At 40.5% G+C, this 12,570-nt stretch carries 11 protein-coding genes; 5 read left to right on the forward strand and 6 right to left on the reverse strand.

Annotated features, from left to right (window positions below; all coding sequences use genetic code 11):
- Window positions 1-234 precede the first annotated feature (234 nt).
- From TPSD3_RS15560 to TPSD3_RS15570, 3 genes are read left to right on the forward strand one after another with little or no spacing between them, the layout of a single operon-like run.
- Window positions 235-2,586 (forward strand): response regulator, encoded by a 2,352-nt coding sequence (locus tag TPSD3_RS15560; protein WP_176329899.1) that lies wholly within the window; start codon window positions 235-237, stop codon window positions 2,584-2,586.
- Window positions 2,587-2,589: 3 nt separating this feature from the next.
- Window positions 2,590-3,693 (forward strand): sensor histidine kinase, encoded by a 1,104-nt coding sequence (locus TPSD3_RS15565; RefSeq protein WP_086489446.1) that lies wholly within the window; start codon window positions 2,590-2,592, stop codon window positions 3,691-3,693.
- Window positions 3,694-3,722: 29 nt separating this feature from the next.
- Window positions 3,723-4,658 (forward strand): Rpn family recombination-promoting nuclease/putative transposase, encoded by a 936-nt coding sequence (locus TPSD3_RS15570; RefSeq protein ID WP_086489447.1) that lies wholly within the window; start codon window positions 3,723-3,725, stop codon window positions 4,656-4,658.
- Between the two features lie 75 nt (window positions 4,659-4,733).
- Here the strand turns inward: TPSD3_RS15570 and TPSD3_RS15575 are convergent, their stop codons facing one another.
- On the reverse strand, window positions 4,734-5,102 hold the full coding sequence (locus tag TPSD3_RS15575; RefSeq protein WP_086489448.1) for an HdeA/HdeB family chaperone: 369 nt from the start codon (window positions 5,100-5,102) through the stop codon (window positions 4,734-4,736).
- 347 nt (window positions 5,103-5,449) lie between these two features.
- Between TPSD3_RS15575 and TPSD3_RS15585 the strand changes: the two genes are divergently transcribed.
- Window positions 5,450-7,261, forward strand: coding sequence for a DUF4440 domain-containing protein (locus TPSD3_RS15585; protein ID WP_086489450.1), 1,812 nt, complete (start codon window positions 5,450-5,452; stop codon window positions 7,259-7,261).
- Window positions 7,262-7,313: 52 nt separating this feature from the next.
- Here the strand turns inward: TPSD3_RS15585 and TPSD3_RS15590 are convergent, their stop codons facing one another.
- The 5 genes from TPSD3_RS15590 to TPSD3_RS15610 all read right to left on the reverse strand — a co-directional run bounded on the left by TPSD3_RS15590 (window position 7,314) and on the right by TPSD3_RS15610 (window position 11,515).
- Window positions 7,314-8,621 (reverse strand): vWA domain-containing protein, encoded by a 1,308-nt coding sequence (locus TPSD3_RS15590; RefSeq protein WP_086489451.1) that lies wholly within the window; start codon window positions 8,619-8,621, stop codon window positions 7,314-7,316.
- 24 nt (window positions 8,622-8,645) lie between these two features.
- On the reverse strand, window positions 8,646-9,239 hold the full coding sequence (gene wrbA / locus TPSD3_RS15595) for an NAD(P)H:quinone oxidoreductase (RefSeq protein WP_086489452.1): 594 nt from the start codon (window positions 9,237-9,239) through the stop codon (window positions 8,646-8,648).
- 46 nt (window positions 9,240-9,285) lie between these two features.
- On the reverse strand, window positions 9,286-10,011 hold the full coding sequence (locus TPSD3_RS15600; protein ID WP_086489453.1) for a lysophospholipid acyltransferase family protein: 726 nt from the start codon (window positions 10,009-10,011) through the stop codon (window positions 9,286-9,288).
- A 3-nt stretch (window positions 10,012-10,014) separates the two neighbouring features.
- Window positions 10,015-10,563 (reverse strand): D-glycero-beta-D-manno-heptose 1,7-bisphosphate 7-phosphatase, encoded by a 549-nt coding sequence (gene gmhB / locus TPSD3_RS15605; RefSeq protein WP_245391619.1) that lies wholly within the window; start codon window positions 10,561-10,563, stop codon window positions 10,015-10,017.
- A 133-nt stretch (window positions 10,564-10,696) separates the two neighbouring features.
- A complete protein-coding gene (locus tag TPSD3_RS15610; RefSeq protein ID WP_086489455.1) occupies window positions 10,697-11,515 on the reverse strand; it encodes an endonuclease in 819 nt (272 codons plus the stop codon).
- 333 nt (window positions 11,516-11,848) lie between these two features.
- Here TPSD3_RS15610 and TPSD3_RS15615 point away from each other — a divergent pair, with 333 nt between their 5' ends.
- On the forward strand, window positions 11,849-12,535 hold the full coding sequence (locus TPSD3_RS15615; RefSeq protein ID WP_176329900.1) for a PilZ domain-containing protein: 687 nt from the start codon (window positions 11,849-11,851) through the stop codon (window positions 12,533-12,535).
- Window positions 12,536-12,570 lie beyond the last annotated feature (35 nt).

The following is a 12,570-nucleotide window of genomic DNA, read 5'->3' on the forward strand; positions in this document are numbered from 1 at the left end:
GACGGGGCCGAATTTTAAAAAAACAGCCATATTAATAAGTAATATACTCTTGTGTTTGGTAAAAGTAGGACATATCTTGCAGAAAATAGGGCTTAATTTTTCATTTTTGGGTATGGGGTTTAAGAATGATTCTCAATGGGGTAAGAAATTGTAGTCATCATTTGGTCATCAAATCACTCTATAGTATGCGCGGCTAGGAATTATGCTGGTGAACCGTTTATTTAAATGGAGTTAATGATGAACACCTGCGCGCAATGGATAGAAACAACCTGCCCTAAAATTTTAGCGGTTGATGACACGGCTTTTCACTTAGAAATATTAGAACAAATTTTGGCAACCAATCATTATCATGTAAAATTCTTACATGACAGCACAGAGGCATTAGCTGAGGCATTGGCTTTTAATCCTGATCTTATTTTATTAGATGTGTTAATGCCTGTTCATGATGGTTACGAGATTTGTTTGCAATTAAAATCTAATCCTATCACTAAAAATATTCCCATTATTTTTGTCAGTGCGTTACATGAAACTTTAGATAAAATTAAAGCCTTTGAAATGGGCGCGGTGGATTATATCACTAAACCTTATCAACCTTCAGAGGTATTAGCGCGGATAGAAACTCATTTGCAATTGCGTCAATTACAAAAGCAATTAACGCAACAAAATCAATTGTTACAACAACAAGTTCATACCTTAAAAACCACTCAAGTTAATCTAAAACAAGCTAATCAACGTTTACATTTATATACTGAACAAACGCCATTGGCTTATATCGAGTGGGATTTTTCTTTTAAAATTCAGCAATGGAATAAAGCGGCTGAGGAATTGTTTATTTATTCCGAAAAAGCGGCTAAACAACAATTGTTATCAAACCTTATTTTTCCTGCTGAATCGACATCTGCTTTACAAGAATTATTAACGCAATTATTAGCAGAAAAAACACCGAATCCTGATATTAGGATCAATTACACGGCGACGGGAGAGCCATTATATTGTGAATGGTATCATGCGCTATTGCGCGACGCGAATGGCAAGCCAATTGCGGTGGCTTCTTTGATTCAAAATGTCACGGAACGGGTGCGCACGGAAATGGAATTGCGCCATACTAATGCTGCATTAGCCTGCGAACGTAATGCCGCAGAAGCAGCAAATCGCACTAAATCCGCTTTTTTAGCTAATATTAGCCATGAATTGCGCACGCCATTAAATTCTATTTTAGGCTATGCGCAAATTATTGAACGCGATAATGCAATTTCAGAAAGGCATCAAGAACATGTAAAAAATTTAAAAAACAGTGCTGAACATTTATTAACTTTAATCAATGAGTTATTGGATTTCTCCAAGATAGAAGCCAATAAACTAATGTTAGAAGAAACGGCCGTTCATTTGCCTTCTTTGTTAAAAGAAGTGGCTGATTCTTTTAAAATGCAAGCAGAGAAAAACGGCATTCAGTTAATTTATGAAACGGTTTTTTCTACTAAATCTTTAACGGGAAAAAATCCTTTAGAATATGCGATGGTTGATCGCCGCCGCTTGCGCCAAATTTTATTAAATTTAATCAGCAATGCGATTAAATTCACACCACGCGGACAAGTGGTTTTTAAAGTGATTTATACGGGTCACTATGTCCGTTTTGACATAGAAGATACGGGTATTGGTATTGCGCCAGATCAATTAGACGCTATTTTTGAACCTTTTAAGCAATTAAATCAAGATTTATTTACCACAGAAGGCACAGGTTTAGGCCTTACCATTACTCGTCATTTAATAGAAATGATGGGCGGAAAATTAAATGTACAGAGTATGCCAGGGGTAGGTAGTTTATTTTGGTTTGAATTAGAATTAGAACCTGTTAAATTAAGTCATGAAAGTAAAACTTCTTTAAAAAATGATGCGCAATATATTATTGGTTATCATCGTCCCCATCACACCACCCCTTTAAAAATTTTAGTAGCCGATGATAAATGGGACAGTCGCATTATTTTAAGTAATTTATTAACGCCATTAGGTTTTCTGGTTTTTACGGCCAATGATGGACAACAGGCTTTATCGATTGCTCAACATGAAAAGCCAGATATTTTTATTCTTGATTTAAAAATGCCAATTATGGATGGTTTAACTTGTTTAACGCATATTCGACAACATCCTGAGTTAAAAGATAAAATTGCTATTGTGCTGTCTGCCAGTGCTTATCCTGATGATAAAACGCAAAGTTTAAAAGCAGGCGCAAATGATTTTATGACTAAACCAATTCGTTTTGATGAATTAACTAATTTATTAAAACAACATTGCCAATTAAGCTGGATTTATGAAGAAAATCATTTGAGCGGCGGTAAAAATGAATTGGATACTTTAAATAAATTACGTTCGCAAGTTGAATCAGCACAAAATCCCCCTAGTAGTGATTTAAAACGCTTGTTAAAATTGGCTGAACGCGGCGATGTCAAGCGATTATTAAAAGAATCAATGGCATTAGCAGAACAACATCCCAAATATGCTGCGTTTATTTATCAAGCCGTGAGTCAAATTAAAGCCTTTAAATTAAAACAATTGCAGCATTTTTTAAAAAACGCAATAGGAGAATAAATTATGCTGGCTGAACAAAGTCAAGGAAATTTGTTAATCGTTGATGATAATGTAGCGAATATTAGCGTGTTATTTGATTTTTTAACGCTGTATGGTTTTGACATCAAAGTGGCAGAAGATGGTGTTGAAGCCTTGAGAATTATGGAAGATACTGAATTAGCGGTTGAGCAGAAGCCTGAATTAATTTTATTAGATATTCTCATGAATAATATGAACGGTTTTGAAACTTGTCGCCGTTTAAAAATGAATCCTGAAACCAAGGATATTCCTGTTATTTTCATGACTTCATTAGCGGACACGGATTCTAAAATTAAAGGTTTTGAATTGGGTGCGGTGGATTATGTCACTAAACCCTTTTCTCAAGATGAAGTATTGGCGCGCATTCGCACGCATTTAACCCTAAGGAGATTGCGTAAAAAACTGGAGCGGCAAAATGAGGAATTAGACGCTTTTTCCCGCACAGTGGCGCATGATTTAAAAAACCCATTGGGAGCTTTAACTGGTTTAACCGATGATTTATTAGAAAATGATCCCAGTAATCTTAATGAAAGGCAGTTGAAAAATATCGATTATATTAGACAATCGACTAAAAAGATGTCTGATATTGTCAGTGCGTTGTTATTATTAGCAGGGGTTTCTAAAACTAAAGTCACTTTAACGCCTTTGGCAATGGGAGAAATTGTAGAGCAGGTAAAAGAACGTTTAAAATTGAACATTGAAAAAACACAAGCCGAATTATTTTTACCTGAAATTTGGCCAGTGGCTTATGGTTATGCGCCGTGGGTAGAGGAGGTGTGGACAAATTATTTAAGCAATGCGATTAAATATGGCGGAATGCCACCTAAATTATATTTAGGCGCAAAATTAGAAACACATTACGTGCGTTTTTGGGTACGCGACAATGGCGAAGGTTTATCAGAAGCGTCTAAATCGCGCTTATTTACGCCCTTTACTCGCTTAAATCGCAGCATAGAACGCAAACAAGAAGGGACGGGATTGGGTTTATCGATTGTGCGCGCTATTGTGGAGAAATTAGGTGGTCAAGTCGGGGTTGAGAGTGAAGAAGGTCAAGGATCATTATTTTACTTTACGTTGCCTGTGCCATAGTTTTTTTTGGTATTTAGAAGGGGCGAATAATGCCAAACTCATCGAGAAAATTAATTAGTTTTGATTGGGCGATTAAAAAAATCCTGCGTAGCAAGGCTAATTTTGGGATTTTGGAGGGGTTTTTATCTGAATTATTATTTACCAATATTCAGATTTTGGAAATTTTAGAAAGTGAAAGTAATCAAGAAAAGCAAGATGATAAATTTAATCGTGTCGATATTAAGGTCAAAGACAGTGAGCAGAAAATTTATATTATTGAGGTGCAATTTTCACGAGAATTAGATTATTTGCAACGCATTCTTTATTCTTGCTCTAAGGTAATTACTGAGCATTTGCCTAAAGGTGTATCTTATTCTGAAGTGAGCAAAGTAATTTCTGTAAATATTTTGCATTTTGATTTAGGTAAAGGAGATGATTATATTTATCATGGTACAACGCGATTTATTGGTTTACATAATCAAACGGAATTGGAATTAAGCGCAGAACAAAAAAATCTCTATGCAGCAAAAAAAATTGCTGATTTATATCCTGAATATTATCTAATTGAATTGCGCAATTTTAATAACGTATCAAAAGATACTTTAGATGAGTGGATTTATTTTCTAAAAAATGAAAAAATTGAAGAAAATTTTACCGCCAAAGGTTTAAAAGAAGCTAAAGAAACCTTAGACATATTAAAAATGACTCCTCAAGAACGTTTAGCTTATGAACGCCACCAAGAAGATTTGCATTATCAAGCGAGTATGTATGAATCTACTTATGTGTTGGGGAAATTGGAAGGCAAAGAAGAAGGTCGAGAAGAGGGTCGAGAAGAAGGAATAGAAATAGGTATTGCAATTGGTGAAGAACGTGGCTTGAAAAGAGCTTTATTGCAAACCGCTAAAAAAATGCAACGCGCTGGAATGAATAGTAACGATATTGCAGAACTAACTGGCTTGACGATTGAAGAAATAGAGCAGAGTTAATCATGCGTATACGTTCTTTTTCGACGAATAGCCCCCAAACATCGGGAGCTATCTTACTACAGACTTACTACAAAATTACTCTTCAGAAGCAATTTGATGCGCTACACGAGAGAAGGTTTCGCCAGAAGCCTCTGTGCAGTACTCAGCCACTTCTTGAGCAATCGCAGATACTGCCGCTTCGTTCAATGCCCCGATAGCATCCGTACCGTGCGCCGCGCTTTGATAACCGTGCATCCAAATCAAAGCCACGCCCATCAATTCTGAGCCTTCTTTTTCCAAATCACCCATGAAATGACCACAAGTGTAAGTTTGTGGATCAAATTCACCTGCGGATTGTTTGGCTGTTTTCGCTGCTTGCTCTGCTTCAGCGGACGGTTCTTCTGCAAAAGCAGCCATAGATAGACCAGCCGACAACATAAAAGCCACAAGGGTACGCATTGTCATGACGAAAAACTCCAATTTTGCTTTAAAAAGGTAAAATTCATCTCGTGTTTGTCTATACCTCAAAATATCCAATTTGTCCGATTTCTGAGGCGACGCTTATATCATAATCCTTGTCTAAAACCACGTCTATAGGTTTCATGACAATAAATGGTAATATAATACCTCATTAATGAAATATGCAATTAAACCTCATGGCACTAAAAAATAACCCAATGAATAAATTAAAATTTACCACTTGATAAATGGTAATGAGATATTGAATAATAGCCAAAAAATGCGGAATTCTTCTATTATCAACGTAAACAATAAAGGTAAAACAAATCGTGAACTGCTTTTCTAACAATATCATGATGAAAATCATGATGTTATTCTGTGTTATAGTTGTTGGATTTTTTGTTATACTTTCAAATATAGCACAAGCCAGTGAACAGGAAAAAATACAGCTATCCAAAGATGACTGGCATTTAAGCGGTCATCAAGATAAAGCGAAAACTAAAGCCTTACAAAAAGCCATTGTGGCTTGGCAGGAGGCATGGGTACGACGTGATATTGAAGCCTGTCAACGCTTATTAACCGAAAATGTGTTGATGGTGTCACAAAATCAAGCCCGCATTTTATCGGGACGTGACGAGGTCATTGCCGCTTTACCGCGAGAATGGGAATATTACGAAACGGATGATCAGGGCGCATCCGCTTTGCAAGGTACGCTGCGTCATGTGTACGTTGAAACACGAGACAACACCGCTTTAGTGCGCTATTACCTTGATGTCACAGGCGGCAATCGCTGGTCATTTGATGATACGGCTGCATTGACGCAAATTTTTATCCATGATGAAAAACAAGATAAATGGCAATTGGCTTTTAGTGCCGATGTGTGGAATTTAGACTACGACACCGACAGTGAACAACCCGGCCAAGCTGTTTTTGCTTACGATTACGCCATGCCAGTACAGAATTTGGCGCGTGCGGTCAAATTTTATCAACCACTGCTGGGTGCGCCTGAAGCCTCGACTAAAAATGTGGCTGTTTTTGAAATGAAAGGCTCACGCTTGTATTTGGTGACAACGGACACGGTGGAATTGGCACGGCCACGTAAGGGATTGCCGAATGGTTGGCCAATTTTGACTCCGCCACATTTTAACTCCGCAAAAAATAATGCAGAAAAACAAGGCGTTGAATTTTTAGCTAAAGAGCGGGATTTTGCAGGAATGACGGTGTTATATGGTTATGAGCCTTCTGGAAATTTGGTGGCTTTGGCGCGATTTTCATCGGGATCGGCGACGGCTCAAGAACCTGTTTTACGTATAACTGGCACATTATCTGGCGACAAACTGCCCTCCGCCATTGCCACGGCGGACAAGCAAGTGTGGACGGCTTGGACAAAAGGAAAAGTAAATGACATTGTAGAATATTCCGCGTCCAACATCGCGCTGCTCGACACCACCCACACCCGTACACAAGGATGGGCTGTGGGCGAGAAAAAAGTGCGTCAACGTTTATCCCGTACTTTTGGCCGCAGCACAGATGAGCAAAACACAACCAACTGGCAAACCCGTTATCCTTTTGTAGAATGGGATTTAAGCGAGGGAAATATGAGACAAATAGGCGCGTGGGTGGTGGTGACGCGGCGAATTTCGGCAACAGGCGCGCCACCGTGGCAACGTCGCTTAGAAGCTTTAGACACACGAGTGTTTGCTGCGAATTCGGCGACATTAGCCGTATCGCTCACCGTCAACGCAGGGCGGCCGCGGGGTTTGGCTATTGAATTTGATTATGCAGGAATACCCGTAACCCCATCGACTTGGGCGGCCACGGATAAGGCTTTACGGGCTTTAACGGGAGGAGCGGACAATTATAAGGACGAGTATTGGAAAGGATTTTGGGGAGAACGCGCTGTTTTGGGCATGTTTGAAACCGAGCCAGAAACCGACAAAATACCCCGTGATCAAGAGGCTTCGACTTATTTAAGTTTGTTAGTCAGCAATGTGGAAACCGCCATGACACACCTTAAAGCCGCAGGCGCAAAATTCCCTGTTATTCCCGCGATTAACAGCAAGTCAGGAATCAGTAAACACCCAGGTTATCATCAAGTGTTATTCACCGACAGCGAAGGCAATGCCGTGGTGCTGACTCAATATACAGGGCGCAGTACAAGATAATATTGTCATTATTCAATGGGATTTAGGGGATTTTTTGGGGAGATTTCTTCCCTCACACAATCCCCTCTGCTTTAGCTGCTTTTAACCACTGAGGAAACTTGCTTAATAAACGCTCATAAAGTTGTTCATCAGTGATTTGTTTTAAATCGTCGACTTGAAAAAAGCCCGAATTATCCACCGTTCGCCCTGTCATATTATCGAGGTCTTGCAACACACCATAATTCGATCCCGCTAATCCAATAAATTGCCAGAAAATAGGATAATCAGAAGCTTCTATTAACACTTTTTTAATCGGTTTAGTTTTGCAAATTCCACCATCCGTAATAAAAATCACTAAAACAGGTAAATCCGATTTTCTATAAGTGTCCAATACCTCTTGCATCACAGGAGGTTCATTATTTATCCCGCCCAGACCTTTGACAATTTCTCCCCAAGAGATTTTATTGACGTGTTTCGATAAATAATCAGAAACATTATCAACAGAAATGTCTGGAAATCGCTGGTGTTTTAAAGCATAAAACCATGTTTCCAATTGACCATCGTCGTCTAAATATGCAGCAGTCAATACCATTCTTTCTAAAGTCGCTTGCACCGTTCCATCTCGATAAGCCGCGAACATTGAGCCAGACGCATCAAGCACTAAAGCCACTTTTGCAATAACATGAATTAATTGATTCTTTTCTAATACAACAGCTAATGTATGAGCAACTTCTAACAAATGAGGAGCCTGTTGATTTAACTGTTTTTCTAAAGAAGCAACTTTAGCCATTTTAACAGGAGAAGGCGTGACTTTTTTCTCAATAATGGGTTGAGATTCTTGAAGAGATTCTGCGGGCGTTTCTTGACCACCGAAATGGCTTAATAATTGACTTAATCCCCCATTAAATCCCTGTCCCACCGCTGAAAAACGCCACACCTCTTTCAGATAAATTTCAGCCACAATAATGGCTTTCTCTTGCGCAAAATCAGAACCGATAAAACGAAATCGCGCTTGTTCAATTTCCTGAGATAATAACCTTAAATAACCGTTTTTTATTTGCGACATGACTCCGTCGCCATCAACAGTCACCACAAAAACCAATTTGTGAATAAAAGACGGTAATCGCGCCAAATCAATTGCAAATTGCATTTGATCGCCACCCACTGCGCCCAAACTCACCAACGAACCGCAAGGAGATTGCAATTGATTGTAAAAAATAAAATAACGATCATCCGACAATTGATGATTCACATCCACCGCAAAACAAGAAATATCTAAAACCATCGCATTAGCCGTGTTAATACTGATACCAATGCGCAATTGTTGTGCGTCGGTTATTTCAGATAATTTTAATTTTTGACCGCGGATGAATTCTCTCATTTTATTTTCCCCTTATTCCCCCAATTATCCGCGCAATTGTTTAGCCAATTGAGCGAGGCGTTCACCTTGGGCGCGACAAAGACGTTGTTCTGCTTCGGTGAGGGGGAGTTGGCTGTCGCTGCCTGCCACGTGCGTAGCACCGTAGGGCGTGCCACCACTGGTGGTCGTAATCAAATCAACTTCGCTGTAGGGTAAACCCATTAAAATCATCCCGTGATGCCACAACGGCAACATCATGGATAACAACGTCGATTCTTGCCCCCCGTGTAAACTGGATGTTGATGTAAATACAGTTGCAGGCTTACCAATCAATTGTCCGTTAAGCCATAAACTGCTGGTTTGATCTAAAAAATACTTCATCGGTGCAGCCATATTACCAAAACGAGTAGGACTGCCCAACGCTAAGGCATCGGCTGCCGCCAATTCTTCCAACGTCACAAAAGGTGCGCCTTCAGCAGGAATACTGGGTTCAGTTGCTTCGCACACCGCAGACACCGCTGGCACTGTGCGCAATACCGCTTGACAATCAGGAACACGCTCGATTCCGCGAGCAATAAAACGCGCCATTTGTGCAACATTACCATAACGACTGTAGTATAAAACCAGAATGTTTAACATGATGGTAGAATCCTCATGGTGAGTAAAATTTTTCTCTGCTCAAAATTTACAGCATTTCTGATGGTTTACTCGGTAAGTGTTTTACGGTTTCTTCCACCCACGTTTCAACTTCTGACATAATCTCTTGTACAGTTTTGCCTTGTACTTGAATGGGTTGGCCGATAACCACCTGAATGGTGCCGGGATATTTGATAAATCCATTACGTCTCCAGAAAATGCCCGCATTATGTGCGACTGGAACAAGCGGCACATTCGCCGCAATCGCCAAATTCGCCGCCCCTAAACCATAACGTTTACGCTCACCGGGCGCAACTCGCGTGCCTTCGGGAAAAATAATCACAGAATGTCCCGCTCTTAACCGCTCCGTGCCTTGTGCCAACACTTGTTGCATCGCCTGACGGCGTTGGCTGCGATCAATGGCAATCGGGCGAATTGAACGTAACCCCCAACCAAAAAACGGAATCCATAACAATTCCCGTTTTAATACCCACGTGGGTTTACAAAAAATTTCTTGAAAAGCTAACGTTTCCCAAGCCGATTGATGTTTGCTAGCAATGACCACCGGATAATCGGGTAAATTCTCCGTTCCTTGCACGTGATAATCCAAACGACAAATAACCGTTAATCCCCAAGTCATTAATCTCGGCCATTGAGTAATAATACGATAACGCATCTCAAAAGGCATGATCAGTAAAAATCCAGCCAATAGCGCGTAAAAGATCAGTGTGATCACTAAAAAAACATAAAAGACAAAAGCACGCACCATTAACATGAATTAATTATCCTCTGTGGTTAATAAGGCATCAACAAATGCCGCTAAATCGTCATAAATTAATACGTCTTTAAAACCTTCTAAATCGGCGAGTGTTTTGCGTCCTTTACCCGTCAATACCAAGACAGGACGCGCCCCAGCCACAATGGCTGCTTGTAAATCGCGTAAGGCATCACCCACCAAATATACGCCCGATAAAGACAAACCCAAACGATTGGCAATATCATGCAATAAACCGGGTTTTGGTTTGCGACATTGACATTGTTCTGTGTCGGCATGAGGACAGAAAAAAATCGCTTCTATGTGTCCACCAACGGCTGCTAATTCGCGGTGCATTTTTAGATGAATTTCAGTTAAATCATCGGGAGTAAATAAACCACGAGATAACCCCGATTGATTGGTTGCAATCACAATACGATAACCCGCTTGATTAAGACGAGCAATGGCTTCCAAACTACCGGGGATGGCGTGCCATTCTTCGGCGGATTTAATATAGTTAGCCGAGTCGTAATTAACGACACCGTCGCGGTCTAAAATTACCAATTTTGTCATAGTGTCAGCTACAGTGTCATTAATCGGATTAAAGGATGTAGTGGGGTGAAAAGAACCCCTATTATCAGTGAATAACCCAATACAAAGCGAATTACACAGATAATAGGTGTGTATGATGTTTTTCAGACAATCACTATTCTTTTGGCACGGAGTCGGCATTCACAATAAAAGGGTTTTCATTGCCCTGAATTCGCGCAATACGACGATTACGTTCCCGTTCCCAATCATCGGGTGGGTCTTGTCGATGCCACGCCGTGAATAACTGCACATCTTGACGCGATAAATTAAAGCCATAAGTCGCCGCCATATAGAAATAAACCCGCGCAATATCCCCACGCACATTTGCAGGCGGTTCAGCGCGGCGAATGCTGGAATCAATTTTTATTTCACATCGTCCATATTCGCTTTTAACTCCGCTTAACATCCCCCAATTATAATTAGAACGATCTCCGTTAATTTCACCCACCGCGGGGAACAAATTATGCAGATCATTATGTGCCGTGCGAAACACTTCGTCAGTTTCTAAACAACATTCACGCCCTTTAAATGGCTGACCTTTGCTATCTGTACACAAAGGCTCACGCCAACAGGCGCGAAAATGACCGAATTGATGTGCAGGAAAAACATGTTCTGCTTCTACGCGGCTGGCACGCTGGAGATTTTTACGCGGAGTGACACCGCAAGCCTCCAAATCAACGCCCTCGCGGCGATCAAAAGGACAACCACAGTAAAAAGTGTAGGAATGCCCCGCGTAAACTTGATTATACAGCGCATTTTTTGCAGCGGTAAATGACGACGGCGCAGCGAGTGGCATAGGCAAGCGACCGATTGATTTTTCTTGTGAATCATTTGCTTGACTGGATTGGTTGGGCGTTTCTGTCTTTTCACCGCAGCCACTTAGCCACAGCGCAATTAAACTTAATCCCAAAAAATAAAATAAACGTAAGGTCATTGTTTTCTCCAAGTGATAGCGGGTTCATTGTTCATTATAAAGTTTTTTGTCCCAATTTTTCGCGTTAGTTTTGGATAAAATGGAAATGATCTCACCCGTTAAATTACATGACAGCCATCAAAAATTAAGGCATATTATGCGCTTAACAAAAAAATAATCACAGCAGCCTCTTCGGCACGCCCACACATCTAGCCGTTACCGAACGCTGTATTTTTTCATGGCAACAACAGATAGCGCGACAAAAATGGAGGAAGCGAGAAAGGCGGCATGATATGCCTACGCTATCCCAACCCCAATCAATCAATAAGATACGGGGTTTCTCGCACAGCAATAATGAAAAAATTCGAGCCAGAAAATTGGCAAAAACGACTGTCTGACTTACATGATTGGTTAGGCAGCGATGAGGCGATTATTCGCGCCTTACAACAACATGTCGATTTACCGTCACATCATATTACTTTATTGCCTTTATTGCGCGAGGGACGAGGACAAATTCGGGATGTTTACGATGCGGTGGGGCGTGCGATTCGCCATTTACATCTGCTTGAGTCAGAAAAAGAACGGCACGGAGAACTTGATAAACGCCGTTTTATTCGCCACCCTGTCACGATTCCGCTAAAAGTGTCCCATACGTCAAGCTCGGAGCTGTTTTCCGTCAAGCAATCGCAACAAGCCTTAAATAACATCAGTTTAGGTGGCCTTGCTTTTCATTCACAACAGGCTTTTGAGTTGGGGATTCCTTTAAAAATTAATATTGATTTGGTGAATCCTCCTTTTGAGGCCTTGTGTAGTGTGGCGTGGTGTCAGCCTAAAAATGGGGGGTATGATATTGGAGTACGTTTCATTGATCAAGACGATGCCGAAGAAGCCCGCATGGTAGAACAAATTTGTCATATTGAAGACTATCGCAAAAAATTAGAACGACAAGGCCGTTACCTAGACATGGAAGCAGCAGCGGTAGAATGGCTCACCGAATATGGCGAAAATTTTCCTTTAGAAGAGGATGCCATTCACAGCTAATTGGCTTTTTCTTTTTTATTTTTTAGTCAAAAATT

Origin of the sequence: Thioflexithrix psekupsensis, assembly GCF_002149925.1 — a bacterium.
In the GTDB taxonomy this organism is placed as follows: Bacteria; Pseudomonadota; Gammaproteobacteria; order Beggiatoales; family Beggiatoaceae; genus Thioflexithrix; species Thioflexithrix psekupsensis.

Bases quoted from the DNA above. Each gene is read 5' to 3' on its own strand.
- TPSD3_RS15560 (WP_176329899.1), top strand. From the start codon at position 235: ATGATGAACACCTGCGCGCAATGGATAGAAACAACCTGCCCTAAAATT.
- TPSD3_RS15565 (WP_086489446.1), top strand. From the start codon at position 2,590: ATGCTGGCTGAACAAAGTCAAGGAAATTTGTTAATCGTTGATGATAAT.
- TPSD3_RS15570 (WP_086489447.1), top strand. From the start codon at position 3,723: ATGCCAAACTCATCGAGAAAATTAATTAGTTTTGATTGGGCGATTAAA.
- TPSD3_RS15575 (WP_086489448.1), bottom strand. From the start codon at position 5,102: ATGACAATGCGTACCCTTGTGGCTTTTATGTTGTCGGCTGGTCTATCT.
- TPSD3_RS15585 (WP_086489450.1), top strand. From the start codon at position 5,450: ATGATGAAAATCATGATGTTATTCTGTGTTATAGTTGTTGGATTTTTT.
- TPSD3_RS15590 (WP_086489451.1), bottom strand. From the start codon at position 8,621: ATGAGAGAATTCATCCGCGGTCAAAAATTAAAATTATCTGAAATAACC.
- wrbA (WP_086489452.1), bottom strand. From the start codon at position 9,239: ATGTTAAACATTCTGGTTTTATACTACAGTCGTTATGGTAATGTTGCA.
- TPSD3_RS15600 (WP_086489453.1), bottom strand. From the start codon at position 10,011: ATGTTAATGGTGCGTGCTTTTGTCTTTTATGTTTTTTTAGTGATCACA.
- gmhB (WP_245391619.1), bottom strand. From the start codon at position 10,563: ATGACAAAATTGGTAATTTTAGACCGCGACGGTGTCGTTAATTACGAC.
- TPSD3_RS15610 (WP_086489455.1), bottom strand. From the start codon at position 11,515: ATGACCTTACGTTTATTTTATTTTTTGGGATTAAGTTTAATTGCGCTG.
- TPSD3_RS15615 (WP_176329900.1), top strand. From the start codon at position 11,849: ATGAAAAAATTCGAGCCAGAAAATTGGCAAAAACGACTGTCTGACTTA.